The following is a 25,886-nucleotide window of genomic DNA, read 5'->3' as shown; positions in this document are numbered from 1 at the left end:
CTCTGACAAGGCATCCGGTCGGAAAATATCCGGCATGTTCTGGTTCGAATTGAGGCAGATTCACGCTAAGGCGTTGGAAAAAATGGATTCCCATTCCATGCCTAGAAAACGGGCACAGACCAGAACTCTAGGGAGTCCCTCGCTGCCCCCAGCCTCCCCACAACTTTTCAACAAACTTATCCACAGAGTCCGTGGATATTGTGGCATGAGATGGGGACGACGGCTTCGCTTCGAGACTGTCGGCTCGGGGAGGAAGCTTCCCTCGGCGTCACGATTGCTCAAAAGGCAGAAATTGTTGCCGCCATGCCGCACCGCACCGCGTCTTGAGAGTTGTGCACAGGTGGCGTTTGTCGTCCCCTCGGTCATGAAATTGCCGCATTTCCGCGAAAAACCTGGACATGACGGAGCAGGGAAAAGCTAATCTGTTGAAAATAAACATTTTCATGTGCGTGCTTACAAAACAGGCAAACAGGTAAACTCCAGGAAGAACCTCGGTGCCCCCAGACGATCGCGAACTTTCCAACAAACTTATCCACAAGAGTCGTGGATATCCCGAACAGCAAGAGGAAAAAGTGAACCCATACCAAGGGGATGGTGTGGATGTGGCGGACGAAACGCTGGACGACTCGGAACCGTCGCTTTCGGCGCGTCCGCTTGCCGCCGGGGTGTCGGTGATCCAATGCTTTCTTGCGACCCTGGGCGACAGTCCCGGTGTTTATCGGATGTTAAGCGGGCGCGGCGACGTTCTGTATGTCGGCAAGGCCAAGAATCTGAAAAAGCGGGTGGTGGCTTATACTCGGCCAGAGCGCCAGCCCCTGCGCATTCAGCGGATGATCTCCGAGACGGCCGGGATGGAGGTGGTGACTACCCGCACCGAGGTCGAGGCGCTTTTGTTGGAAAGCACCCTGATCAAATCGCTGGGGCCGCGCTACAACATCCTGCTGAAGGACGACAAGACCTTTCCCCACATTCTGATCACCGCGGGCCATGACTGGCCGCAAGTGGTCAAGCATCGCGGTGCTCGTACCCGCCAGGGGGAATATTTCGGGCCGTTCGCCTCGGCCGGGGCGGTCAATCAGACCCTGGCGGCATTGCAGCGGGCCTTTCTGCTGCGCTCCTGTACCGATTCAGTGTTTTCTGCCCGCACCCGTCCCTGCTTGCTCTATCAGATCAAGCGGTGCAGCGCGCCCTGCGCCGACCGCATTAGCGCCGAAGCCTATCGCGAACTGGTCGAAGGAGCCCGCTCGTTCCTGTCCGGGCAAAGTCAGCGTATCCGGCACGATTTGACGGCGCGGATGGAGGCGGCGAGCGACGCGCTGGAATTCGAGGAAGCGGCGATGTACCGCGACCGGCTGCGGGCGCTGGCGCGGGTACAGGCCAGTCCCGAGAGCGGGGCGGAAGGACTCGAAAACGCCGACGTGGTGGCGCTGCATCAGGCGGGCGGCTCTACTTCGGTCCAGGTGTTCTTCTTCCGCGCCGGGTGCCATTGCGGCAACCGGGCCTATTTTCCGAGCCATGGGCGCGATGCCGAGCCAGCCGAAATCATGGCCGCCTTCCTGGGGCAGTTCTACGCCGACCGGCCGCCGCCATCGGAGATTTTGCTCAACCTCGTCCCCGCCGAGGCGGCGATCGTCGCGGAAGCGTTGAGCGAGAAGGCGAAGCACAAGGTTACCCTGCTTTTCCCCAAGCGGGGTGACCGCAAGCGCCTGATCGATCACGTTGCCGACAACGCCCGCGATGCCCTGGCGCGGCGGATGGCGGAAAGCGGAGCCTGGCGTCAATTGCTTGAGGGGGTCGCGACCGCGTTGGGGCTGGAGGCGGCCCCGCAGCGAATCGAGGTCTACGATAACAGCCACATTCAGGGCAGCGATGCTGTCGGCGCGATGATCGTTGCCGGGCCGGAGGGGTTGCTGAAATCGGCATGGCGTAAGTTCAACATCCGCTCGACCACGCTGACTCCCGGCGACGATTTCGGGATGATGCGCGAGGTGCTGACCCGACGCCTTGGCCGCGCTCAGAAGGAAGACCCCGACCGCGACCGGGGGCACTGGCCCGGTTTGATCTTGGTCGATGGTGGTCAAGGGCAGTTGACCAGCGCTTTGGCGGTGCTGGAGGAACTGGGGATCGACGACCTTGCGATCGTCGGTATCGCCAAGGGGCCGGATCGCGATGCGGGACGGGAGCGGTTTTTTATCCCCGGCCGCGAGCCGTTCATGCTGCCGTTGCGCGACCCGGTTCTGTATTTCCTTCAGCGACTGCGCGACGAGGCGCATCGGTTCGCGATCGGCACTCACCGCGCCCGCCGTTCCCAGGGGTTGGTGCGCTCGACGCTGGACGAGGTGACGGGCATTGGTGCCCGGCGCAAGAAGGCGTTGCTGACCCATTTCGGTTCGGCCCGCGCCGTTGCCGAGGCCGCGCTGTCGGAATTGGAGGCGGTCGAGGGAATCAGCCGGACCATGGCCAGGAAACTACACGACCATTTTCATCCCGAAGAGAGGGAAATTCGCACGGAATAACCGTTGCCGGGATCGTGACAGGGTGATGAATCCAGTCTAGTATCGGCCCCGCCGCGCCCCGGCCCGGGGGGCGCCTGACGGACGTGAACGATGGTGACCAGCCTTCCCAATCTTTTGACTTTGTCGCGTATCGTGGTGATTCCGGTGATGGTCGCCCTGTTCTACGTTGACGGCCCGAACGCTCGCTGGGCCGCTTGTGGCCTGTTCGTCGCGGCGGCGATCACCGATTGGTTCGACGGTTATGTTGCCCGTTCGCGTAATCAGGTCTCGACCTTCGGACGCTTCCTCGACCCGATCGCCGACAAGTTGCTGGTCGTTTCGGTGCTGTTCATGCTGGTGGCGTTCAACCGGGTCGGCCAATTGTCGATCCTGTCGGCGCTGATCATCGTCCTGCGCGAGATCATGGTTTCGGGTCTGCGTGAATTTCTCGCCGAGGTCCGGGTCGGTCTGCCGGTCAGTCGGTTGGCCAAGTGGAAGACCGGCATCCAGATGGTGGCGATCCCGGTGCTGCTGGTTGGCAATGCGTTGCCGATCCTGCCGACTCAGGAGATTGGCGAGGTCGGCCTGTCGGTGGCGGCGGCGCTGACCCTGGTCACCGGCTGGGATTACCTCCAGTCTGGGTTGCGGCATATCCGGGCCAACCCGGTCCCGGTCGATCCGTCCTCGCCTCGGGACTGATCGCGGCCGCAAGCCCGCCTTTTCGCCCTTGCCGCGCGGGCTGCTCTCGTTGCATGCTCGGGGCCGCTCTCGGCCCCGGCGCGTCCGGCGGCCAGTGTTTTGGTTTGCCAACAGGCCGCACGGCCCTTCGTGCGGCGGAATGAAGGCGCGACATGATTAGATACAGATACGCGGTTCGCTTCGCCGTTCCGGTCGCTTTTCTTGCCGGCCTGCTGCTGACCGCCTGCGAAAATTCTCAGGCGGTCTATCCGACTCGCGACAAGGGAGACAGCGCGCCGCGCATGTCCAACGAGAAGCAGGAAACCATCTTTGGCCCCGAAGGGATGTTCGGCAAGAGCAAGCCCGACAATTCCGGGGCGGGGATCGGCGTCAACGCCTTTCTGTGGCGGGCTTCGCTCGATACCATCTCATTCATGCCGATCACCACCGCCGACGCCTTTGGCGGGACCATCTTCACCGATTGGTACCAGCTTCCCGAGACGCCGAACGAGCGTTACAAGGTCAATGTCTTCATCCTCGACCGGACCTTGCGGGCCGACGGAGTCAAGGTGTCGCTGTTCAAGCAGACCCGCGACCTGTCCGGCACTTGGGTCGATGCCCGCGTCGATCCGAAGATGGCGACCGATCTTGAGAATTCGATCCTGACCCGAGCGCGCCAACTGCGCCTCGTCTCGCAGGATTGATCGTAACTTTTAAGCCGCAGCTAGAAAGACAGACGACGAAATGTCGCGCCCCGACCCCATCATTGCCGATCGCTATAACGTCAAGGACACCGAAGCCCGGTGGCAGAAGGTCTGGGAAGACCGTGGCTGCTTCATCGCGCGCGAGGAATCCGACCGTCCGAAATATTACGTGCTTGAGATGTTTCCCTATCCGTCGGGACGCATCCACATGGGCCACGTCCGCAATTACACGCTGGGCGATGTCGTGGCCCGCTACAAGCGCGCTCGCGGCCACAACGTGCTGCATCCGATGGGGTGGGACGCCTTTGGCCTGCCAGCGGAGAACGCGGCGATCCAGCACGGGGTTCATCCGGCGAAATGGACCCGCGAGAACATCGCGGCGATGCGCGAGCAGCTGAAATCGATGGGTTTGTCCTACGATTGGTCGCGTGAGATCGCGACCTGCGAACCCGAATATTATCGCCACGAACAGAAGATGTTCCTGGATTTCCTCAAGGCCGGGTTGGTCTATCGCAAGGAATCCTGGGTCAATTGGGATCCGGTCGAGAACACCGTGCTCGCCAACGAGCAGGTGATCGACGGGCGCGGCTGGCGCTCGGGCGCACTGGTCGAGAAGCGGCTGTTGTCGCAATGGTTCCTCAAGATCACCGCGTTCGCTCAGGATTTGCTCGACAGCCTGAAGACGCTGGAGCGTTGGCCCGAGCGGGTGCGGCTGATGCAGGAGAACTGGATCGGACGGTCCGAGGGCGCCCGGTTGGTGTTCCAGGTCGAAGGCCGCGAGACTGGTCTGGAGATTTTCACCACCCGTCCCGACACTTTGTTTGGTGCCCGCTTCATCGCCATTGCCGCCAACCACCCGCTGGCTGCCGAACTGGCGGTGGGCAATCCGGCGCTGACGGAGTTCATTGCCGAGTGCAATCGGATGGGCACGTCCGAGGCGGCGATCGAGACGGCGGAGAAAAAGGGCTTCGACACCGGGTTGAAGGCGGTTCATCCGTTCGACCCGTCGTGCACTCTGCCGATCCATGTCGCGAATTTCGTGCTGATGGATTACGGCACCGGCGCGATTTTCGGCTGCCCGGCGCATGACCAGCGTGATCTTGATTTCGCCAACAAATACAACCTGGGCTATACTCAGGTGGTCGAGCCGGCCGCCGACCGCGAGGCGGTGGCGGCTCAGATCGCCGCTGGAACCGCTTATACCGGCGACGGCGCTCTGATTAATTCCGGCTTCCTGGATGGTCTGACGGTCGAAGCGGCAAAAGCCACCGCGATCGACCGGGTGGAGTCGCAGGGTCTGGGGGCGCGCACCGTCAATTTCCGTTTGCGCGATTGGGGCGTGTCGCGTCAGCGCTATTGGGGTTGCCCGATCCCGATCATCCATTGCGAGTCGTGTGGAGCGGTTCCGGTGCCGGAATCCGAGCTGCCGGTGCAGTTGCCCGAGGATGTCCGCTTTGACACTCCCGGCAATCCGCTGGCGCATCATCCGACCTGGAAGCATGTCGCTTGCCCGGTTTGCGGCAAGCCCGCGCGGCGCGAGACCGACACCTTCGACACCTTCTTCGAATCTTCGTGGTATTTCGCCCGCTACACCTCGCCCAACAGCACCGATACCGGCTTTACCCGTGCCGCCGCCGATTACTGGATGCCGGTCGATCAGTATATCGGTGGGATCGAGCATGCCGTTCTGCATCTGCTCTATTCGCGCTTTTTTACGCGGGCGCTGCGCCAGTGCGGTTATCTGAACGTCGCCGAGCCGTTCGCCGGTCTGCTGACCCAGGGAATGATCTGCCACGAGACCTATAAGGATGCCGACGGGGCTTGGCTGTTCCCGACGGATGTCACCGACGCCGCCGATGGCAGCCCGGTTCATGCCGTCACCGGCGCACCCGTGACGGTCGGCCGCTCGGAGAAGATGAGCAAGTCGAAGAAGAACGTCGTCGATCCCGCCGGGATCATCGACGGCTACGGTGCCGACACCGCCCGGCTATTCATGCTGTCGGACAGCCCGCCTGACCGCGATCTCGATTGGACCGAGGCGGGGATCGATGGCGCTTGGCGTTATGTCAACCGGCTGTGGCGTATGGCCGTCACCGCCGATCTGCCCGCGATCGGTTGCCCGATGCCGGAATTGGGAACCGAAGCGGCCAAGCTGCGCCGTCTGGTTCACAAGACCGTCGCGCTGGTCGGTGACGATCTCGACCGCTTCCAGTTCAATAAGGCGGTGGCCCATATCCGCGAGATGACCAACGCTTTGGCCGAAGTGGGGACACCTGCCGTCGAAAGCGATGCCGCTTGGGTTCTGCGCGAGGGACTGGAAGCCGCCGCCCGCCTGATCGGTCCGATGATGCCGCATCTTGCCGAAGAGATGTGGTCCGCCCTGGGCCGCGACGGCTTGATTGCCGAGACGGCGTGGCCCGAGGCCGATCCCGCTTTGTTGGTCGAGGACAGCGTTACCGTGGCGGTGCAGGTCAACGGTAAGCTGCGCGCCACGATCGAATTGCCCAAGAACGCGGAAGCGGCCCTGGCCGAGCGCACCGCCCTTGAGCAGCCGCAGGTGATTGCCGCTTTGGCGGGCAAGCCGCCGCGCAAAGTGGTGGTCGTGCCCAACAGGATCGTCAATGTTGTGGCCTAGACTCCTTCTGGTTGCCGTGCTGGCGGGGCTTGGCCCCGTCGGCTGCGGCTTCCATGCGATCCACGCCACCTCCAGCGGCGCTGTCGATGACAGTCCGGTGGGGACTGAGTTGGCGCGTGTCCGGGTCGATCCGATTTCCAATCGGGTCGGGCAGCAGGTCCGCAACGCTCTGGTCGAGCGTCTCAGCCCGCGTGGCGAACCGGCCGATCCGCTTTATACCCTCAAGATCGTTCTGACCGAATCCACCGCGGATGTCGGGTATCGCAGGGACAATTACGCGACACTTGGTAATTTGAGCCTGAGTGCGACGATTCAGTTGCGGCGCGAGGGTCTGACATTGCTGAACGAGACCGCTTCGACGGTTGCCAGTTTCGATTATCTGGGACCGCGCTATGCCAGCGTGGTGATGGAGCGCGATGCACGCGAGCGGGCGGCGACCCAGATTGCCGACGACATTCGCGGTCGTGTCGCCGCCGCGATTGAACGCTACCAATCGAACCCCAACGATCCGCGCTATCGCCGCCGGGACATGACGATCTGGCCGGACGATTCGACGGCGGCCCCGATTATACCGTGAAGATCCCCCCGGCGCGGATCGAGGCATTCCTGCGTCAGCCCGATCCGGCAGTTCGCGCTGTTCTGGTGTTCGGTCCCGACCAGGGGCTGGTGCGCGAACGGGTCGAACGGTTGATGCGTTCGGTGGTGACGGATCTGAACGATCCATTCCGAGTCGCCGAAGTCCGATCCTCACAGCTTAAGGAAAGCCCGGCGGCGCTGGCCGACGAAGCCGCCGCCATCGCGATGGGAGGGGGGCGCCGGGTGGTGGTGGTGCGCGAGGCCGCCGATGGCCAAAGTGCGCCGCTGGCTTCCTTCCTGGCCAATCCGTGCGGCGATTCCCTGGTCGTGATCGAAGGGGGAGAACTCGGGCCGCGTTCCTCGCTGCGCAAGCTGGTCGAAGGGGCCGACAATGCTGCGGCACTGGCCTGTTACGGTGACGAGGCCGGGACGCTGGAAACAGTGATCCAGGCTGAATTGAAGGCTTCGGGGTTGATGGCCGAGCCAGAGGCGATGGCCTATCTGGTCGAGCATCTGGGAAGCGACCGTCGCCTGACCCGCTCGGAACTGACCAAGCTGGCGCTTTATATGGGCGGTCCCGGTCGGGTGCGGCTTGAGGATGCGGCGGCCTGTGTCGGCGATAGCGCCGCGCGGGGTCTGGACGATTTGGCGCTGTCCACCGCCGACGGTGACCATGCCGGAGCGCAACGGGTTCTCGACAAGCTGCTGAACGAAGGGGCGCAGCCAGTCGCGATGTTGCGGTCGGTGTCGCGCCATTTTCTGCGGCTTCATCTCGTTGCCGGGCTGATCGCCCAGGGCAAGTCGGTCGATCAGGCGATGGCGGCGTTGAAGCCACCAGTGATCTTCAAAATGGCGGATCGTTTTCGCCGCCAAGTCTCGCGCTGGCCGGTGGACCGGCTGGGCCGGGCGCTGGAGCTGCTGACCGAGGCCGAACTGGATTGCAAGACCACCGGCCTGCCCGCGCCTGAGATTACCGCGCGGGCGCTGATGATGATTGCCCGTGCCGCTTCCCGGCGCTGACCCCTGTCTTCCGGCCGGGCGGCGATTGACGGGGAGGGCAGGCGACACTAGATTTTCGCAGCATAGAATGAAGGTCACCAGGACGGATGGTACGCGGCACCGGGCCAGTCATCACCGAACTTAACGAGCGCTCGCGGGAAATTTTCCGCCGCGTCGTCGAGTCTTATGTCGAAACCGGAGAGCCGGTTGGTTCGCGTACTTTGTCGCGCCTGCCGAACCTGTCGCTGTCGGCGGCGACGATCCGCAATGTGATGGCCGATCTGGAAGAGTGCGGGTTGCTGTATGCGCCTCACACCTCGGCCGGACGGCTGCCGACCCAGGCGGGGATGCGGTTGTTCGTCAACGGTCTGCTGGAAGTCGGCCGTATCGCCGATGACGAGCGGACTCATATCGATCTGCAATGCCGCGCCTCGGGCCGCAGTGTCGAACAATTGCTGTCCGAAGCACTGACCACCCTGTCGGGGCTGTCGCGCTGCGCCGGAATGGTCGTGGCCCCGCAGATTCAGCGCTCGTTGAAGCATGTCGAGTTCGTTTGGCTGGGGCCGCGCCGCGCTCTGGTGGTGTTGGTCACCGAAGACGGTCTGGTCGAAAACCGTATCCTCGACCTTCCCGAGGGGGTTGACCGTTCCACTTTGGTCGAAGCCGGGAATTATCTTACCGCTCGCCTGTCTGGCCGTTCGCTCGACGCGATGCGCGAAGAGATCACGGCCGAACTGGAACAGCAGCGGACCACTCTCGATTCGCTGACGCGCCGTGTCATCGAAGCCGGTCTGGCGACCTGGGCGGGCGGCGAAAGCCCGGCTCCGCTGATCGTGCGCGGCCAGTCGCATCTGCTCGAAGACGTTACCGCCGTCGAAGATCTCGAACGCATCCGCGCTTTGTTCGAGGCGCTGGAGACCTCGGAACAGTTTCTCCGGCTGGTCGATCTGACCCGCGAAGCCGACGGCGTTCAAATTTTCATCGGCGCGGAAAACGAGCTGTTCGGAGTTACCGGCTGCTCGATGATCGTCGCCCCCTATCGCGATTCGCGTGAATGCATCGTGGGCGCCATCGGTGTGATCGGCCCCCAACGGATCAATTACGCCCGGATTATCCCCATGGTCGATTACACTGCAAAGGTAATCGGCCGCCTTATCGGACAACCTTGAGGATTGAGGACAGAGCATGACCCAGGACCAGACCAGCGAACAGCCGGTTGATACCAGCCCGGTTGACGGAGCCGAAGCGGCTCCGGCCGAGGCCCCGGTCGCCGAGGCCGCTGAGCCGGCTCCCGCCGACCGAATCGCCGAACTCGAAGCCCAGGTGGCGAAGCTGAAGAACGATGTTCTTTACGCCCGCGCCGACACCGAGAATGTGCGCCGACGCCTGGAACAGCAAGCCGAGGATCGCGGCAAGTATGCGGTGTCCAACTTGGCCAAGGACGTTCTTTCGGTTGCCGACAATCTGCGCCGTGCCCTCGACGCCGTGCCCGCCGGTGCGCGCGAGGCGGACGAGGCGGTCAATTCCCTGACCGTTGGTGTCGAGATGACCGAGCGTGAACTGATTACCACGTTCGAACGCTATGGTATCCGCAGGGTTGCCGCTCTGGGTGAGCGTTTCGATCCCAATCTGCATCAGGCGATGATGGAAATCGAAGACGCCGCCAAGCTGGAAGGCACCGTGGTGTTGGAAATGCAGTCGGGTTACACCCTGCACGACCGTCTGCTGCGTCCGGCTCTGGTCGGTATCGCCAAGGGCGGGCCGAAGTCCGGCGGCGGCAATCTCGACACTTCGGCTTAAGGACGCTCCTCCCTCTCCCTCCGTGCCGGAGAGGGAGTTCTAAGAACCGCACCCTCTCCCACGCCGTGGGAGAGGGTGGCCGGAACCCTAATTTTAAACCAGATCGGCCCCGACCGAGCGGCCGTTGATCAGCAGTCCGCCCTCGGCCGCGGCGACGCGAACGGTATCGCCATCCTTGATCGCCCCTTCGAGGATCAATCCGGCCAGCGGGGTTTGCAGCGTGCGCTGGATCACCCGTTTCAGCGGCCGGGCACCATAGACCGGATCATAGCCGCGTTCGGCCAGCCAGACCTGAGCGGTCGGGTCAAGGTCGAGCGTGACGTGGCGGTCGTTCAGCAGCTTGCGCAGACGGGCCAGCTGGATATCGACGATGCCGGTCATGTCGGCCCGGCCCAGGCGACGGAACAGCAGAATCTCATCAAGGCGATTGAGGAATTCCGGGCGGAAGGCGCTACGGACGATTTCCATCACCGCTCCGCGCACGGCTTCGGTTTCCTGCCCTTCGTCCTGATTGGCAAGGATATCCGCGCCAAGATTCGAGGTCAGCACGATCAGGGTATTGCGGAAATCGACGACGCGCCCCTGGCCGTCGGTCAAACGCCCGTCGTCGAGCACCTGGAGCAGGACATTGAAGACATCGGGATGGGCTTTTTCGATCTCGTCGAACAGGATCACCTGATAGGGCCGCCGCCGGACCGCTTCGGTCAAGGCTCCGCCTTCTTCATAGCCGACATAGCCCGGAGGCGCTCCGATCAGGCGGGCGACCGAATGCTTTTCCATGTATTCCGACATGTCGATCCGCAACAGCGCGGATTCGTCATCGAACAGGAATTCGGCCAAAGCCTTGGTCAGCTCTGTCTTGCCGACGCCGGTCGGCCCCAGGAACAGGAACGAGCCGATCGGCCGTGACGGATCCTGTAATCCGGCCCGCGCCCGGCGCACCGCGTCGGACACCGCCTTGAGGGCTTCGTCCTGACCGACGACACGGGTCTTCAACCGCTCTTCCATCGCCAGCAGCTTGTCGCGCTCGCCCGCCAGCATCTTCTCGACCGGAATGCCGGTCCAGCGCGACACCACCTGGGCGATATGTTCTTCGGTGACGGATTCGGTCACCATCCGCGTTCCCTCTCCACCGCCATCGATCTGGCGCTCAAGCTGAGGGATTACGCCGAATTTCAGTTCTCCGGCCCGGCCCCAATCGGCGGCGCGCTCGGCATTGGCCAGTTCGATCCGGGCTTCCTCCAGCCGTTCCTTAACCTTTGTCGAAGAGGCAAGCTGATCTTTTTCAGCCCGCCACTGTTCGGTCAGGTCGAAAGACTGACGCTCCAGCTTGGGCAGATCGTCTTCCAGTTTGACGAGGCGTTCCCGCGACGCGATATCGGTTTCCTTGCGCAGCGCCTCGCGCTCGATCTTGAGCTGGATGATACGGCGGTCGATCTCATCCAGTGTTTCGGGCTTGGAATCGATCTGCATCCGAAGCCGCGATCCGGCCTCGTCAACCAAGTCGATTGCCTTGTCGGGCAGGAAGCGGTCGGTGATGTAGCGGTTTGACAATGTTGCCGCCGCCACCAGCGCACTGTCGGCGATGCGGACGCCGTGGTGCAGTTCGTACTTCTCTTTCAAGCCGCGCAGGATCGACACCGTATCCTCGACCCCTGGCTCCGAGACGAAGACCGGCTGGAACCGCCGCGCCAAGGCGGCATCCTTTTCGACGTGCTTTCTGTATTCGTTCAGCGTGGTGGCACCGACGCAATGCAATTCGCCCCGCGCCAGGGCGGGTTTCAACAAGTTCGAGGCGTCCATCGATCCTTCCGCCGCGCCCGCGCCGATCAGCGTGTGCATCTCGTCGATGAACAGGATCACTTCGCCGTTGGCGGCGGTCATTTCGGCCAGAACCGCCTTCAGCCGTTCCTCGAACTCACCGCGGAATTTTGCCCCCGCGACCAGCGCACCAAGGTCCAGCGCCATCAGACGCTTGTTCTTCAGCGCCTCGGGGACGTCGCCGTTGACAATGCGGGTGGCCAAACCTTCGACGATCGCGGTCTTGCCGACGCCGGGTTCGCCAATCAGCACGGGGTTGTTCTTGGTCCGGCGCGACAGCACCTGAATCGTGCGGCGGATTTCCTCATCCCGCCCGATCACCGGGTCCAGCTTGCCATCCCGCGCCGCCTGAGTCAGGTCGCGGGCGTATTTTTTCAGTGCGTCATAACCGTCTTCGGCGGCCGGGCTTTCGGCCTTGCGGCCTTTTCGGATCTGTTCGATGGCGTGGTTCAGACCCTGCGGGGTCAGTCCAGCTTCGGCCAGCGCCTTGGCTGTCGGAGACCCGGTGGCCAGCGTCAGCGCCAGCAGCAGACGCTCGGCGGTGACATAGCTGTCCCCGGCCTTGTCGGCCAATTGGACTGCCTGATCGAGCAGCCGGGCCAACTCGTTTGACAGGTGCATTCCGGCCCCGGAGCCGGCGACTTTGGGCAGCTTGCCCAACGCCTCCTCGATCCCGCGCAACGCCTTGGCCGGATCGCCACCGGCGGCCCGGATCAGGTTGGCGGCCAATCCTTCCTTGTCGGCCAACAGAACCTGGGCCAGATGTTCGGGGGTAAGGAATTGGTGATTGGATCGCAGGGCCAGCGTCTGTGCGGACTGGATGAAGCCTTTGCACCGTTCAGTGAATTTCTCGAAATCCATGGATGTTCTCCGATTCGACCGGAGATCCCGCCCCGGATGCGGCAGCAGGGACTCTCCTTCGCTTAACCGGAAAGATATGGAGGGTATTTCCGCGCCTCGCAAGGCGAGGACAATTACGCTCCCCATGGCCCGAACAGAATCCTATCCGCCGGGCCGGGTGCCCGTGACGCTCTACATCCAGACCTGAGCGACGGGAAACATCGGTGCCGGGGATGTTACCAGCGCATTTGTCCGCCGATCGGCTTGGCCTTCAGCGTCCCCCGGCGGGTCACCAGAACCCAGTCGTTGAACTGCATGTAGCGGGGGGCCAGGAATTGGTAAATGTCGCGGATTTTATTGGTGTTTTCGTCTGAGCGGACGACGAAGACCGTCTTCCAGACCTGGATGAAGTCCTCCCACGGCAGCAGACGACAATGAAGGGCATCGCGGACCTGACGGATATAGCCGATCTGATTGTCGATATTTTTCAGCATCGACAGGATTTCGCCGGTCTGGGCATCAATTTGGTCGAAGTAATCGCTGAACAACTTGATCGCTCGCCGCGATAAACGGGCAACCTGATCGACGGTTTCGATCATCGACCGGTCGGCCCCATAGAGGCGGCGTAGAGCCTGAAGCTTCTCATCGATCCGTTCGACTTCGGCGAAGGTATCGCGGAGTGCCTCGATATAGGCCAGTTCATGGGCCAAGCTTTCGATATATTGTACCACCTCGTCGCGACGCTCGCGCCCCAGGCCCAGTTCCTCCGCCGCTTCGGTAAAGGCGAGCTGGACGTTCTTCTTAACCTGGGGGTCGTCGGCGACCTGGGCGAGTTCGGTGATATTGCTGATAACGTTTTCGTTGCCGGTCAGCCAAGTGACGAGCTGCATCGTCAGGCGCTGATAGGCGATGCGGCGGTGACGATCCTGCGGTTCCCACGACGCCTCGCGCGAGGTGACTTCCTTGGGGAGGCGGTCGCCTGGGCGCAACCCTCGGACGAATTGTAGTCCTTCGGCGACCCGATCAAGCATACGGAAATCGCGACTGTCATCCTTCAGCATGAATTCGCGTTTCAACCCATCAAAAGACAGGACTGCTTCGTTGCTGGCGAGCTTGAGGACCGCAACGGCTTCACCGGAATCGGTCATCCGGAAATACAAGTCTTCAAAAGAGGTAAAAAATTTATGGTCGAAACCAATCTCATCGTCGTTTTCAGATGCGTTATCGTTCTTATCTGCTGCCATGTTCGTTCGCCCGACCATATTGTATAAGCCGAAGGTAACCAATTCATTATGCCGGGGCGTGACGCGCCCGACAAGCGTTGGGTCGTGTCTTCTCGTGACGCATTGGTTTGACTCGTTTTAAGCCTCACGGTAGAAACTAAACCGTTCAGTATAATCGACCCCCCATCCCCCCGGATCGCAATGAAAAAGCCCGCAATCATTACTCTTGCCCTGATCGCCGCTGCTACCGGGAGCTGGGCCGCCTATTCCTGGGCTGTCGATTGGCGTTGGATCGAGACAACCGACGACGCCTATGTCGAAGGTGACATCACCCCGATTCAGCCCAAGGTACCGGGTCATGTGGTTCTCCTGAACGCCGAAGACAACCGCTCCGTCGCCAAAGGCGACATTCTCATTCGGATCGATGATCGCGATTATCGTGCTCGGGTCGAGCAGGCTCGCGCCGTTCTCGTGGCGAGACGGGCCAGTCTGATCCAACTTGATCAGAAGATCGCGGTGCAGGAAGCGGTGATTGTTCAGTCTGGAGCCTCGGTTGCTTCGGCCCGCGCCGAAGTTGCCCGCGCCCGCGCTGATCACGAGCGGACCTCTCGATTGGTGCGCGAGGATTTCGTCAGCCGCCAGCGATTCGATACGACCCAGGCCGACGCGGCCAAGGCCGAAGCCGGACTGGCCGGGTCGGGAGCCCAGGCTCAGGCAGCGCGGCGGCAATTGGCGGTGCTGGTGAGCGAACGGGCCATCGCCGAGGCCGAGGCCGATCAGGCTCAGGCGGCGCTTGATCTTGCCGAGATCGATCTGGAGGCGACGGTGATTCGCGCCTCGGTCGATGGCATGGTCGGGAACCGCGCCGTGCGCGAAGGCCAGTATGTCCGTACCGGGCAGACTTTGCTGGCGGTAGTGCCGCTGGCTTCGGTGTGGGTTGACGCCAATTATAAAGAAACCCAGTTGAGCCATATCCGGCCGGGGCAAAGGGCCACGATCAACGTCGATGCCTATGGCGGGCGGGAGATCGAGGGGCGGGTTGACAGCATTGCTCCGGCGTCGGGGGCGCGGTTCAGTCTGTTGCCGCCCGAGAATGCAACCGGTAACTTCACCAAAGTGGTGCAGCGGGTTCCAGTCCGCCTTCGTTTCGCCACGGATAACTCACTGGCCGGGCTGCTGCGTCCCGGTCTGTCCGTGACCGCCCGTATCGACACCCGCGAGCCGCCACGGTGAGCTCCGCCGCCGTGGACGAGGTTCGGCCCGAGGATCGCACGGTCTCGGTCCGCGACTGGATCGGCTTCATGGCGATGGTGGTCGGGATGTTCATGGCGATTCTGGATATCCAGATCGTCGCCAGTTCGATCGCCCAGATTCAGTCGGGTATCGCGGCCTCGGCCGACGAAGCGACGTGGGTTCAGACCTCTTATCTTGTCGCCGAAGTGGTGATGATTCCGCTGTCGGGCTGGCTGTCCCGCGTGTTCAGTACCCGGTGGCTGTTCTTTGTGTCGGCGTCGTCGTTCACCCTGGCCAGCGCGCTGTGCGCGATGTCGTGGAGCATCGAATCGATGATCGTGTTCCGCGCCATCCAGGGCTTTCTGGGTGGTGCGATGATCCCCACCGTGTTCACCACCTCCTTCACCTTGTTTCCGCCCAAGCGCCAACCTTCGGTGTCGGTGCTGATCGGACTGGTGGCGACGATGGCCCCGACCCTGGGGCCGACCCTCGGCGGCTGGCTGACCGAGACCGCCAGCTGGCACTGGTTGTTCCTGGTCAATATCGTGCCGGGAGCGCTGGTTGCCGTTCTGGTTTTGATGTTCGCCCGTCCCGGACCGTTTCGCCGCGATATGCTGAAGGGCTTTGACCTGTCCGGGGTCATGCTGGTGGCGGTGTTTCTAGGGACGTTGCAGTACGTGCTGGAGGAGGGCAACCGGAACGACTGGCTCAACGACCGCACGATCTTTTTTCTGACGATTGTGACGAGTGTCGCCGGAGTGGGCTTTCTGTGGCGTGAACTGACCGCCAAGCATCCGGTGGTCGATCTGCGCGCCTTCACGGACAGCAATTTCGCCGTCGGCTGTTTCTATAGTTTTGTCATCGGCGTCGGTCTTTACGGATCGGTCTATGTCGTGCCGCTGTTTCTGGGGCAGGTGCGGGGCTATTCAGCGTTGGAGATCGGCACCACCATGATGGTGACCGGGGCGTTCCAGTTCCTGTCGGCTCCGCTGGCCGGAAATCTGATCCGCTTTCTCGATCCCCGGATGATGCTGGGGATTGGGCTGGCTTTGTTCGGTGGTGGATTGTGGCTGAATAGCGCGTTGACCTCGGATTGGGGCTATTGGGAAATGTTTCTGCCCCAGGCGGTACGGGGGCTGTCGCTGATGTTCTGCTTCGTGCCGATCAATGCGGTGGCGCTGGGCCATCTGCCGCCAGAGCGGGTGCCTAACGCCTCGGGCCTTTACAATCTGATGCGTAATCTGGGCGGCGCGGTCGGTCTGGCGGCGATCAATACCGCTTTGACCCATCGTCTCGACCACCACATGTTGCGGCTGTCGGAGCGGCTGACGGAGGCGCGCGGTTCGGCGACCGCGATGCTGGAGGGGTTGACCAGCCGGTTCGATCCGGCTTTGGGCAGCGGTTCCGATCTGGCTGCGCTGAAGACGCTGTGGCATCTGACCCGGCGCGAGGCGTTGACCTTGGCTTTCTCCGACGTACTGATGCTGATGGCTGGTGTGTTTGCCCTCAGCCTGCTGCTTTTGCCGCTGCTCCAGCCTGTCGCACGCGGGGGTGGGGGCGGTGAACATTGAGTGTCATCCGCTCCCGGTCCTTGACTTCAATGGCATCGGTGTCCTAGCCTTCCCCCTTGTATGATTGGCGGATCCCCCGCCCGCGAACGACCGTGGCAAAACGACTTTTCATCAAAACTTTCGGCTGCCAGATGAACGTCTACGATTCCGCCCGCATGGCGGATGTCTTGGCGCCTCTGGGGTATGGCCCGACCGATCGGCCCGACGAGGCCGATATGGTGATCCTCAACACCTGTCACATCCGCGAAAAGGCGGCCGAGAAAGTGTTCTCGGAACTGGGGCGGCTGCGTCGGATTAAGGACGCGCGTGCCGCGCAGGGTCTGCCGATGGTGCTGGCCGTGGCCGGATGCGTCGCCCAGGCCGAAGGCGAGGAGGTGCTGCGTCGCGCGCCCTTCGTCGATATCGTGCTGGGGCCGCAGACCTATCATCGTCTGCCCGAGATGGTGGCTCAGGCGGCGCGGGCTGGTGGTGCGGTGCTCGACACCGAATTCCCCACCGAGCCGAAATTCGACTTCCTGCCCGAGGCCCGTGCCGAGGGGACCAACGCTTTTCTGGCGATTCAGGAAGGGTGCGATCGATTCTGCACCTTCTGCGTCGTCCCTTATACCCGTGGCGCGGAATATTCCCGCCCGGCGGCGGCAGTGCTGGCCGAGGCGGCCTCTCTGGCGGCGCAAGGGGTGCGCGAGATCACCGTGATCGGCCAGAACGTCAACGCCTGGCACGGCGAACCGGGCTGGGATCTGGGGAGCCTGCTGACCGCGTTGGCCCGGATCGATGGGATCGAGCGGCTGCGCTATACCACGTCGCATCCCCGTGACATGAGCGATTCGCTGATCGCCGCTCATCGCGATCTGCCCGAACTGATGCCGTTCCTGCATCTGCCGATTCAGTCGGGATCAAACCGCATTCTGGCGGCAATGAATCGCGGTCATGACCGCGACCAGTACCGCAGGCTGACTGACCGGCTGCGTGCGGCCCGTCCCGATCTGGCGCTGTCGTCGGATTTTATCGTCGGCTTCCCCGGCGAGACCGATGCCGATTTCGCCGATACCTTGGCCCTGGTGGCCGATATCGGTTTCGTCCAGACCTATTCCTTCAAATACAGCCCCCGTCCGGGCACTCCCGCCGCCGCGATGGGCGACCAGATCCCCGAAGCGGTCAAGGAGGCGCGGCTGGCCGAGCTTCAGGCTCTGCTGCAACGTCAGACCGAGGCGTTCAACCAATCCTGTGTCGGGCGTGAAATGTCGGTTCTGCTGGATCGGCCCGGCCGTTATGAGGATCAGTTGTTGGGGCGTAGCCCCTACATGCAGCCGGTTCATGTTCGCGCCCCCGGCCAGCGGATCGGCGACGTGGTGCGGCTGCGCATCGCGGCCGTTCATCCCAACAGCCTGGAAGCGGTCCTGGCGTGAGCGAGCCTTCTCCGGGGATGACCGTCCTGGTCCGCGAATTTCCCGACAACGCCCTGGCCCGCATATTGTTCGGCCCGCATAACGAACATCTCAATCGAATCGAGGCGGGGATGGGGGTCGGACTCAATCCGCTCGGCAACACCGTTACTCTGACGGGTGGGGCCGGGCCGGTGGCCGAAACGGCCGCGGTGCTGGACGGGCTTTACGATCTGGCCCGACGCCAGGGATATGTCGAATCCGCCGATATCGATACCGCGATGCGGATGGTCGGCTCCGGCCCCACTGCACCCGAGATGGTGATCCGTACCCGCAAACGGACGATCTCGCCGCGCACACCGACTCAGGCCGAGTATATTCTGGCGCTGGATCAGGTGCCGTTGACCTTTGGGCTGGGTCCGGCCGGAACCGGCAAGACCTATCTGGCCGTGGCCAAAGCAGTGGCGATGATGAGCGCGGGTGAGGTTGACCGCATCATTCTGTCCCGTCCGGCGGTCGAGGCCGGCGAGCGGCTGGGATTTCTGCCCGGCGATCTGAAAGACAAGGTCGATCCCTATCTGCGCCCGCTCTACGATGCGCTGTACGATATGTTGCCCGGCGATCTGGTGGCGAAGAAGCTGTTGGCTGGGGAGATCGAGGTCGCCCCGCTGGCCTTCATGCGCGGCCGGACCCTGGCCAATTCCTTCGTCATTCTCGACGAGGCCCAGAACACGACGCCAATGCAGATGAAGATGTTCCTGACCCGGATGGGGGAACATTCGCGTATGGCGATCACCGGCGATCCGAGCCAGACCGACTTGCCGTCGGGCGTGCGCTCGGGTTTGACCGACGCCCTGTCCGTGCTGACTGGCCTGGACGGCGTTCGTTTTGTCCGTTTCACCGACCGCGACGTGGTTCGCCACGATCTGGTCTCTCGCATCGTCCGCGCCTATGACCGGGCCGGGCGGGCCGATAAGGAAGCCGTACCATGACCGCCCCCGTTGCCGAGATTGCCGTCAGCCTCGACTGCCCAGCCTGGGTCGAGGCTTTGCCCGACATCGAGGCACGCGTGCAAAGTCTGGCCATTCTTGCCCTGTCCGGCTCTCCTGAGGATGTTCCCGAAGGGCCGTTAGAATTATCGGTGGTGCTGGCTGACGACAAGACGGTGCAGGCGCTCAACCGCGACTGGCGCGGCAAGGACGCTCCCACCAACGTATTGTCTTTCGCCGCTCTTGACGACGAGGACGCGCCGCTGGTCGAGGGTGCACCGCTGCTGTTGGGCGACGTTATCCTTGCCTGGGAAACGGTGTCTGCCGAGGCCGAGGCGAGCGGACGCCCGTTGGCCGACCATTTTTCTCATCTGGTGATCCACGGAGTGCTCCATCTTCTGGGCTTCGACCATCTGGACGAGGAGGAAGCTGCCGAAATGGAGGGGCTGGAAACCCGCCTGCTGGCGACGCTGGGCATCTCCGATCCCTATCAGGACGAGGATGACCAGCAATGAACGACCCTGGTGGCAGTCCTAGCCAGCGCGAGTCCGAGCCCCGGGATTCGTTGCTGCGGTCAGTTCGGGGCTGGTTGGGTCTGAAGCGTCGGGCGCGGAGCGGTGAAACCGTCCGCGAGGCGTTGGAGGAACTGATCGAGGATCGTGACGATTCCGAGAGTCCGATTGACGCTCACGAGCGTCAGTTGCTCGGTAATATTCTGCATTTGCGCGGCGTAACCGCTGCCGACGTCAAGGTTCCCCGCGCCGACATCGTTGCGGTCGAATCCCGGACCACTCAGGAAGAACTGATCCGGCTGTTCATCGCTTGCGGTCATTCGCGCCTGCCGGTCTATCGCCGAACTCTCGATGACGTCATCGGTATGGTCCACATCAAGGATCTGCTGGAAATCCTGGGGCAGGGTAAGCCGTTCAGCCTGCCCCGAATGATGCGCCGGGTTCAGTTTGTCGCTCCCAGCATGCGTGCGACCGACCTGCTGCTGGAAATGCGGTTGCGCCGCAACCACCTTGCTCTGGTGGTTGACGAATATGGCGGCATCGACGGGTTGGTGACGATCGAGGATCTGGTCGAACAGATTGTTGGCGATATCGCCGACGAGCACGATCATATCGAGGATGCCGATATGGTCGAACTGGCCGACGGTACCCTGGAAGCCGATGCCCGCACCGCGATCGAGGATTTCGAGGAGCGGATGGGCGAGGTTCTGACCGATGAGGAACGCGAGGAGGTCGAGACCCTGGGCGGGCTGGTCTCGTTCGTGGCCGGGCGGGTGCCGGGCCGGGGGGAACTGATCAATCATTCCACCGGTTTGGAATTCGAGGTGATGGACGCCGATCCGCGTCGGGTCAAGCGGGTGAGGGTGCGACGGGTGCCGTTGGACCGGACCGCGAGTCCCCAGCCGGACTGACATTTTCCCAAGGAAGCCATTGATGAGCACTGCCGCCCGCGTCTTTGCCACTGCTCGCGCCTTGGCCGACCGTTTCGCCGCCCTGTCCGGTTGGCGGCGGCGGCTAACCCTGGTCGGGCTGGGCGCGTTTGGCGCGTTGGCCTTGCCGCCGGTCTCCCTGCTGCCTGTTTTGCTGCTGTCGCTGCCTGCGCTGGTGTGGCTGTTTGACGCCGCCGCGACCCGTCGCGCCGCTTTTGGTGTCGGCTGGTGGTGGGGCTGGGGCTGGTTCATCGTTGGGCTGTACTGGGTTTCCTATGCCCTGCTGACGGACCCGGCCAAATTCGGCTGGATGATTCCGTTCGCGGTGTTTGGCCTGTCCGGCTTGCTGGCGGTGTTTCTTGGCCTCGCGACTCTGACGGCGCGTTTGGTTGGGGCGCGAGGCACGGGGCGGATCGCGGTCCTGGCCGCTGCGTGGACTGTGGCGGAGTGGCTGCGCTCGTGGGCTTTGACCGGGTTCCCATGGAACTCGCTGGGGTCGGTGTGGGATGTCAGTCTTCCGGTGCTGCAATTCGGGGCGTTGGCCGGATTGTGGGGGCTTAGTCTGCTCACCGCCCTGGCGGCAATGGCTCCGGCGCTGCTGGCCGATTCGCCTTCGCCCCGGCGGGCCGTGCTGATCGGCTTGCTGACAATCGGATTGCCGCTGGCAGCCTGGGGAGGCGGCTCGTGGCGATTGGCGTTGGTGCCGCCTGCCGAGACCGGGCTGACCCTGCGTGTGGTTCAACCCCACATCCCCCAAGGCACCAAATGGCTGGAAGAGCGCCGCGAGAGTCATTTGTTCGACGCGGTAACATTGTCGCGGGGGACGTCGTTGGATACGGTCGCCGCCGTGATCTGGCCCGAGGCTGCGGCTCCGTTCTTTCTTAATCTCGACGATCAGCATCGGGCGTATGCCGCGCTGGCGGCCCCGCCCAGTGGGCTGTTGCTGACCGGAGCCTTGCGGATTACGCCGCGCGGCGAAAATCCGTTCCGCTTGTGGAACAGTCTCTATGCCATCGCTCCCGGCGGTGCGACGGTTGCGGTGTTCGACAAGGCCCATCTGGTGCCCTTTGGTGAGTACGTGCCGCTGCGCCAGTTGCTGCCGATCACCAAGATCACCAACGGTTCGACCGATTTCACCCCCGGACCGGGACCGCGCACGCTTACTCTCCCCGGTTTGCCGCCGGTCGCACCGCTAGTCTGCTACGAGGCCATCTTCCCCGGACAGGTGGTCGGGCACGATCAGCCTCGGCCGGATTGGATTCTCAACATAACCGACGATGGCTGGTTTGGCTTGTCGGCGGGGCCGTACCAGCATCTGGCGGCGGCCCGGTTGCGTGCGGTCGAAGAAGGGCTGCCCCTGGTTCGCGCCGCCAATACCGGGATTTCGGCGGTGTTCGATCCGTTGGGCCGCGAGGTGGCGCGGCTGGGCCTGGGCGAGCGCGGTAGTTTTGACGCCGTGTTGCCCCGTCCCCTCGCCGTCACCCCTTATGGCCGCTTCGGCGATTCGCTCCCTCTGGCACTCGCGCTGGCCTGTTTTGCCGTTGGATTGGCCTGCGGGAAGAAGCGGCCTTAGGACCGACCTGTGATCTGGTGGTTTTCCAATCTCACCCGCAAGACGTGTTGACTCCTCTCGGGTCATCGCCCTAATCTGAGTTCCCTACGACCTTGCATCACCCATTGGGACTGATAATGGCCCCCCCCAAGCGCCGCGACGATTCAACCGGCCAGCCTCCTCCGCGCCGTAAGGCCAATCGGGGCCGTACCGAAGAAGGCGATCCGAATCCAGTCGATATTCACGTCGGCGCGCGGGTTCGTCTGCGTCGTACTTTGTTGGGGATGAGCCAGGAAAAGCTGGGGTCCGCGATTGGTCTGACCTTCCAGCAGGTGCAGAAGTACGAACGTGGCGCCAACCGGATCGGTGCCTCGCGGTTGTTCGATCTGTCTCAGGTGCTCGACGTGCCGGTGTCGTTCTTTTACGACGATATGCCCGAGGATTTGGCTCATGCCGGTCCGGCGGAATATTCCAGCCGCATCACCGGCTTGGCTGAGGAGCCGAGCGGATTCGATTCAGATCTTCTCGGTCGTCACGAGACGATTAACCTGATCCGTGCCTATTTCGCCATTCCCGACCCGCATGTGCGCAAGCGGGTCTACGAACTGGCCAAGGCGCTGGCCGCGACGGGGGACGGACAGGACTGATCCCGGTCTGTCGCGTTTGCGGATCGTGTGCCGCAAGGCATCGCCCCAGAGTGGGATGACATCCCCGGTTCGGTCAAAATCCTCCTCTCCAGAGCGACGTGCTGTGCTATACAGCGCGGATCACATGCCCTTTTGCCCATTCCGCCCCGGAGGTCCTTGACCCATGTCCGCTTCGCTTCCCATTCGCCGCGCCCTGATCTCGGTCTCGGACAAGACAGGGTTGCTTGATTTCGCCCGATTCCTTACCGATCATGGCGTTGACATCCTGTCAACCGGCGGCTCGGCCAAGGCGATGCGTGATGCGGGGCTGAAGGTCACCGAGGTCGCCGACCATACCGGCTTCCCCGAGATGCTCGATGGACGAGTCAAGACTCTGCACCCCAAGATTCATGGCGGTTTGCTCGGCATTCGCGGCAATGCCGCGCACGAAGCGGCGATGGCCGAACACGAGATCGCGCCGATCGATCTTCTGGTGGTCAATCTCTACCCCTTCGAGGAGACGGTGGCTCGCGGTGCCGATTTCGAGACCTGTGTCGAGAACATCGATATCGGTGGCCCGGCGCTGATCCGTGGCGCGGCAAAGAACCATGACGGCGTTACCGTGTTGGTTGACGTCGCCGATTACGCCGCCGTTAAGCTTGAGATGGAGGCCAATAACGGAGCCACCACGCTGGAACTGCGCCGTCGTCTCGCCGCGACCGCCTATGCGCGGACCGGGGCCTATGACGCCGCGATCTCGCGCTGGTTCGCCGGTCAGGTCGGCGAGACCTTCCCGCGTCGCGTCGTTGTCGCGGGCGAACTGCGCCAGGGTCTGCGTTATGGCGAGAATCCGCACCAGAAAGCGGCATTCTATGTCGGCGGCCCGGCCCGGCCCGGTATCGCCACTGCCCGTCAGATTCAGGGCAAGGAACTGAGCTACAACAATCTTAACGATACTGACGCCGCTTTCGAACTGGCCGCCGAGTTCGACCGCCCGGCCGTAGCGATCATTAAGCACGCTAATCCCTGTGGCGTGTCGGTCGGTGACGATCTGGTATCGGCCTATCGTGCCGCCCTGGCCTGCGATCCTGTGTCGGCGTTCGGTGGCATCGTCGCCGTCAACCGCCGCCTTGACGGCGTGACCGCCGCCGAAATCGCCCACCTGTTCACCGAAGTGGTGATCGCCCCCGAGGCCGATGACGACGCCATTGCCGCCTTCGCCGCGAAGAAAAATCTGCGTCTGTTGCTGACCGGGGCGATGCCCGATCCGTCGGCGACCGGCTTCACCCTGCGCACTGTCGCCGGGGGGCAGTTGTTCCAGACCCGCGATAATGGCCGGATCACCCTTGCCGATCTGAAAGTCGTCACCAAGCGGACTCCGACCGAGGCTGAACTGGCCGATTTGTTGTTCGCCTTCCGCGTCTGCAAGCACGTCAAGTCGAACGCGATCGTTTACGCCAAGGGTGGTGCCACAGTGGGGATCGGCGCCGGCCAGATGAGCAGGGTCGATTCGTCCCGGATTGCCGCCTGGAAAGCGCGTGAAGCCGCCGAAGCCGCCGGTTTGGCCGAGTCCGCGACGGTGGGATCGGTGGTGGCGTCCGATGCCTTCTTCCCCTTCGCCGATGGATTGCTGGCCGCTGCTGCTGCCGGAGCCACGGCGGTGATCCAGCCGGGTGGTTCGGTTCGCGACGCCGAAGTGATTGCCGCCGCCGACGAGGCCGGTTTGGCGATGGTGTTTACCGGAATGCGTCACTTCCGGCATTGAGGCGAAGAGGGGCGGCGCACGCCGCCCCTTGCCTTTGTCGTCCGCCTTGGCCATCCTCGGTTACAGGCGGCGGGGATTAGAGAAACATGAGCCGACGGATCGACGAAGACGGGCACGGACGCAAAGAGCGTGAGGACGAAGGTCTGCACGAGAAATTGCGTAGCGGTTTAACCGGCGGTCGCATCCAGCTTTTCACCGATCCCCGCATGATCGACTTCGACGGGTCGCCGGTTCATTGCCACTGGGACCATCTGTTGCCGCTGACCGGGCTGATGACCCTGGCGCTGGGGATTCTGCTGGCGGGCGGTATCGTCGTCGGCATTATTGCGATGACCTTGTTCGTGATGGTCTATCTGCTCGGCAATCGCTATTACGTTGCCTGGCGGCTGCGGACCCGGACGGTCGAGTATCTTTGCTGTGACGTTGCTCATGTCCAGGCGCTCTGGCGACTGGGCGGTATCGCCTTGGTGGTGCCGGGTACGGGAGAGGCACCGTGTGTCGCGCCCAAGGGCGATTGGCGCAAATTTATCCGTCGCCATTTTGGCGAATCGGTTCAGCCGCCCGAGCCGATGGTCAACGCTCCGGTGCCTGTTGTGCCGCCGATCTTCGTGTCTGAGCCAGAGCCAGAGACCGAAATCGCGCCGCCGCCGCCGCCGATCTTCACGCCCGAACCTGAGATTGAGCCACCACCACCACCTCCTCCTCCGCCGGTTCAGCCTGCGCCGGTGATCGAAATGGCTCCGCCGCGCACCGCGCCACCGCGTGCCGCACCACCGATGGCGGTGCCGCCGCTGACCGATGTGATCGAGCCGGAGGTCGTCGTTTCGCCGCAGCCCGGTGATCGGTGGGATTCGATTCTGGACGAGGAAAAATTACCGCGCGATGAGGTGCTGCCGTGACGGTGGATAAGAGCCGAGCCGCGTTGTGAAGCTGGTCGAACCGCGCCAACCGCGCCGCCGTCCGGTAACGACGGACGAAGTTCATTTGTGGCAGGCGGTTGTCGGTGATGTTCGACCTTTACCCGGTCGTGCCCGTCCCGATCCTGCGACCGCCGCTACGGGGCCAACTCCGATTGCCTCCGCGCCCCCTCCGCCCGGTGTGGCTCCGGCGCGGCCATCGAACCCGCCGCCGTCGCCCCGCCGCCCGTCCGGCGGTCTTCCCGCGCTCGATCACGGTCATGCCCCCGGACTTGACCGCCGTACCGCCGAGCGGATGAAACGGGGAGAGCTGGCGATCGAGGCGGTGCTCGATCTGCATGGCCACGTCCAGGATCGCGCCCACGCCGAACTGCACGGGTTCATTGAGCGAGCCTGGGCCTCGGGACGCCGCCTCGTCCTGGTGGTCACCGGAAAAGGGCAGGGTGGAGACGGTGTTCTGCGGCGGCAGGTGCCGCGGTGGCTCAACCAGAGTCCGTTGCGTGAGCGGGTTATCGGCTTCAGCCATGCCCGCCAGCATCATGGCGGTGAAGGAGCACTCTACGTTCTGGTCCGCCGTCACCGCGATCCGCGCTGATGGTTTTTTATGCCAACCGGCCAAATCGAGGGTTGGCCGGT

At 63.1% G+C, this 25,886-nt stretch carries 21 protein-coding genes; 19 read left to right on the top strand and 2 right to left on the bottom strand.

Annotation, left to right across the window (positions count from 1 at the left end; genetic code table 11):
• The first annotated feature begins 617 nt into the window (after positions 1-617).
• From uvrC to grpE, 8 genes are all read left to right on the top strand, one after another.
• Positions 618-2,516, top strand: a complete 1,899-nt coding sequence (gene uvrC, locus PHAMO_RS09190; RefSeq protein WP_040566663.1) for an excinuclease ABC subunit UvrC — start codon at positions 618-620, stop codon at positions 2,514-2,516.
• A gap of 90 nt (positions 2,517-2,606) precedes the next feature.
• Positions 2,607-3,194 carry a CDP-diacylglycerol--glycerol-3-phosphate 3-phosphatidyltransferase gene (gene pgsA, locus PHAMO_RS09185; protein ID WP_002728671.1) on the top strand — a complete coding sequence of 196 codons (588 nt, stop codon included), beginning with the start codon at positions 2,607-2,609 and terminating at the stop codon, positions 3,192-3,194.
• A 152-nt stretch (positions 3,195-3,346) separates the two neighbouring features.
• The gene (locus tag PHAMO_RS09180) at positions 3,347-3,877 is read left to right on the top strand and encodes a DUF3576 domain-containing protein (protein WP_002728669.1); all 531 of its coding nucleotides are present in this window, start codon (positions 3,347-3,349) and stop codon (positions 3,875-3,877) included.
• A 40-nt stretch (positions 3,878-3,917) separates the two neighbouring features.
• Positions 3,918-6,512, top strand: a complete 2,595-nt coding sequence (gene leuS, locus PHAMO_RS09175) for a leucine--tRNA ligase (protein ID WP_002728667.1) — start codon at positions 3,918-3,920, stop codon at positions 6,510-6,512.
• Positions 6,499-7,089 (top strand): LPS assembly lipoprotein LptE, encoded by a 591-nt coding sequence (gene lptE / locus PHAMO_RS09170; protein WP_002728666.1) that lies wholly within the window; start codon positions 6,499-6,501, stop codon positions 7,087-7,089. The genes leuS and lptE overlap by 14 nt, the downstream gene beginning before the upstream one ends.
• On the top strand, positions 7,086-8,108 hold the full coding sequence (gene holA / locus PHAMO_RS09165) for a DNA polymerase III subunit delta (protein ID WP_002728665.1): 1,023 nt from the start codon (positions 7,086-7,088) through the stop codon (positions 8,106-8,108). The genes lptE and holA overlap by 4 nt, the downstream gene beginning before the upstream one ends.
• An 86-nt stretch (positions 8,109-8,194) precedes the next feature.
• Entirely contained in the window at positions 8,195-9,256 is a 1,062-nt protein-coding gene (gene hrcA, locus PHAMO_RS09160) for a heat-inducible transcriptional repressor HrcA (protein WP_002728664.1), read from the top strand.
• A 16-nt stretch (positions 9,257-9,272) separates the two neighbouring features.
• The gene (gene grpE, locus PHAMO_RS09155; RefSeq protein WP_002728663.1) at positions 9,273-9,887 is read left to right on the top strand and encodes a nucleotide exchange factor GrpE; all 615 of its coding nucleotides are present in this window, start codon (positions 9,273-9,275) and stop codon (positions 9,885-9,887) included.
• A 93-nt stretch (positions 9,888-9,980) separates the two neighbouring features.
• On the opposite strand, the gene clpB is transcribed toward grpE, so the two are convergent.
• On the bottom strand, positions 9,981-12,569 hold the full coding sequence (gene clpB, locus PHAMO_RS09150) for an ATP-dependent chaperone ClpB (RefSeq protein ID WP_002728662.1): 2,589 nt from the start codon (positions 12,567-12,569) through the stop codon (positions 9,981-9,983).
• A gap of 215 nt (positions 12,570-12,784) precedes the next feature.
• Positions 12,785-13,696 (bottom strand): hypothetical protein, encoded by a 912-nt coding sequence (locus PHAMO_RS09145; protein WP_235720822.1) that lies wholly within the window; start codon positions 13,694-13,696, stop codon positions 12,785-12,787.
• Positions 13,697-13,972: 276 nt separating this feature from the next.
• Between PHAMO_RS09145 and PHAMO_RS09140 the strand changes: the two genes are divergently transcribed.
• The 11 genes from PHAMO_RS09140 to PHAMO_RS09090 all read left to right on the top strand — a co-directional run bounded on the left by PHAMO_RS09140 (position 13,973) and on the right by PHAMO_RS09090 (position 25,845).
• Entirely contained in the window at positions 13,973-15,004 is a 1,032-nt protein-coding gene (locus PHAMO_RS09140) for an HlyD family secretion protein (protein WP_002728660.1), read from the top strand.
• Positions 15,001-16,575 carry a DHA2 family efflux MFS transporter permease subunit gene (locus PHAMO_RS09135; RefSeq protein ID WP_002728659.1) on the top strand — a complete coding sequence of 525 codons (1,575 nt, stop codon included), beginning with the start codon at positions 15,001-15,003 and terminating at the stop codon, positions 16,573-16,575. Before PHAMO_RS09140 ends, PHAMO_RS09135 begins: the two co-directional genes overlap by 4 nt.
• Before the next feature lie 92 nt (positions 16,576-16,667).
• Positions 16,668-17,984 (top strand): tRNA (N6-isopentenyl adenosine(37)-C2)-methylthiotransferase MiaB, encoded by a 1,317-nt coding sequence (gene miaB / locus PHAMO_RS09130; RefSeq protein WP_040566598.1) that lies wholly within the window; start codon positions 16,668-16,670, stop codon positions 17,982-17,984.
• Between the two features lie 17 nt (positions 17,985-18,001).
• Entirely contained in the window at positions 18,002-18,952 is a 951-nt protein-coding gene (locus tag PHAMO_RS09125; protein WP_040566596.1) for a PhoH family protein, read from the top strand.
• Positions 18,949-19,464: an rRNA maturation RNase YbeY gene (ybeY, locus tag PHAMO_RS09120; protein ID WP_002728652.1), complete on the top strand. Its 516-nt coding sequence runs from the start codon at positions 18,949-18,951 to the stop codon at positions 19,462-19,464. Before PHAMO_RS09125 ends, ybeY begins: the two co-directional genes overlap by 4 nt.
• Positions 19,461-20,372: a hemolysin family protein gene (locus PHAMO_RS09115; RefSeq protein WP_002728651.1), complete on the top strand. Its 912-nt coding sequence runs from the start codon at positions 19,461-19,463 to the stop codon at positions 20,370-20,372. Before ybeY ends, PHAMO_RS09115 begins: the two co-directional genes overlap by 4 nt.
• Before the next feature lie 22 nt (positions 20,373-20,394).
• A complete protein-coding gene (gene lnt / locus PHAMO_RS09110) occupies positions 20,395-21,963 on the top strand; it encodes an apolipoprotein N-acyltransferase (protein WP_002728650.1) in 1,569 nt (522 codons plus the stop codon).
• 116 nt (positions 21,964-22,079) lie between these two features.
• Complete coding sequence (locus PHAMO_RS09105) at positions 22,080-22,589, top strand: helix-turn-helix domain-containing protein (RefSeq protein WP_002728648.1); 510 nt, start codon at positions 22,080-22,082, stop codon at positions 22,587-22,589.
• A 163-nt stretch (positions 22,590-22,752) separates the two neighbouring features.
• Positions 22,753-24,333: a bifunctional phosphoribosylaminoimidazolecarboxamide formyltransferase/IMP cyclohydrolase gene (gene purH, locus PHAMO_RS09100; RefSeq protein WP_002728646.1), complete on the top strand. Its 1,581-nt coding sequence runs from the start codon at positions 22,753-22,755 to the stop codon at positions 24,331-24,333.
• An 86-nt stretch (positions 24,334-24,419) separates the two neighbouring features.
• On the top strand, positions 24,420-25,232 hold the full coding sequence (locus PHAMO_RS09095) for a hypothetical protein (protein ID WP_002728644.1): 813 nt from the start codon (positions 24,420-24,422) through the stop codon (positions 25,230-25,232).
• 25 nt (positions 25,233-25,257) lie between these two features.
• Entirely contained in the window at positions 25,258-25,845 is a 588-nt protein-coding gene (locus tag PHAMO_RS09090) for a Smr/MutS family protein (RefSeq protein ID WP_002728642.1), read from the top strand.
• The last annotated feature ends 41 nt before the right edge of the window (positions 25,846-25,886 follow it).

The organism is Magnetospirillum molischianum DSM 120 (assembly GCF_000294655.1).
GTDB classification, from domain to species: Bacteria; Pseudomonadota; Alphaproteobacteria; order Rhodospirillales; family Magnetospirillaceae; genus Phaeospirillum; species Phaeospirillum molischianum.
The sequence above is the reverse complement of the archived record's forward strand: the minus strand, read 5'-3'. Positions and strand labels throughout refer to the sequence as shown.

Coding starts and splice junctions, on each gene's coding strand:
- pgsA (WP_002728671.1), top strand. CDS start 2,607: ATGGTGACCAGCCTTCCCAATCTTTTGACTTTGTCGCGTATCGTGGTG.
- clpB (WP_002728662.1), bottom strand. CDS start 12,569: ATGGATTTCGAGAAATTCACTGAACGGTGCAAAGGCTTCATCCAGTCC.
- PHAMO_RS09115 (WP_002728651.1), top strand. CDS start 19,461: ATGAACGACCCTGGTGGCAGTCCTAGCCAGCGCGAGTCCGAGCCCCGG.
- PHAMO_RS09125 (WP_040566596.1), top strand. CDS start 18,002: ATGACCGTCCTGGTCCGCGAATTTCCCGACAACGCCCTGGCCCGCATA.
- PHAMO_RS09180 (WP_002728669.1), top strand. CDS start 3,347: ATGATTAGATACAGATACGCGGTTCGCTTCGCCGTTCCGGTCGCTTTT.
- hrcA (WP_002728664.1), top strand. CDS start 8,195: ATGGTACGCGGCACCGGGCCAGTCATCACCGAACTTAACGAGCGCTCG.
- ybeY (WP_002728652.1), top strand. CDS start 18,949: ATGACCGCCCCCGTTGCCGAGATTGCCGTCAGCCTCGACTGCCCAGCC.
- leuS (WP_002728667.1), top strand. CDS start 3,918: ATGTCGCGCCCCGACCCCATCATTGCCGATCGCTATAACGTCAAGGAC.
- grpE (WP_002728663.1), top strand. CDS start 9,273: ATGACCCAGGACCAGACCAGCGAACAGCCGGTTGATACCAGCCCGGTT.
- purH (WP_002728646.1), top strand. CDS start 22,753: ATGTCCGCTTCGCTTCCCATTCGCCGCGCCCTGATCTCGGTCTCGGAC.
- lnt (WP_002728650.1), top strand. CDS start 20,395: ATGAGCACTGCCGCCCGCGTCTTTGCCACTGCTCGCGCCTTGGCCGAC.
- PHAMO_RS09140 (WP_002728660.1), top strand. CDS start 13,973: ATGAAAAAGCCCGCAATCATTACTCTTGCCCTGATCGCCGCTGCTACC.
- PHAMO_RS09145 (WP_235720822.1), bottom strand. CDS start 13,696: ATGACCGATTCCGGTGAAGCCGTTGCGGTCCTCAAGCTCGCCAGCAAC.
- PHAMO_RS09095 (WP_002728644.1), top strand. CDS start 24,420: ATGAGCCGACGGATCGACGAAGACGGGCACGGACGCAAAGAGCGTGAG.
- lptE (WP_002728666.1), top strand. CDS start 6,499: ATGTTGTGGCCTAGACTCCTTCTGGTTGCCGTGCTGGCGGGGCTTGGC.
- PHAMO_RS09105 (WP_002728648.1), top strand. CDS start 22,080: ATGGCCCCCCCCAAGCGCCGCGACGATTCAACCGGCCAGCCTCCTCCG.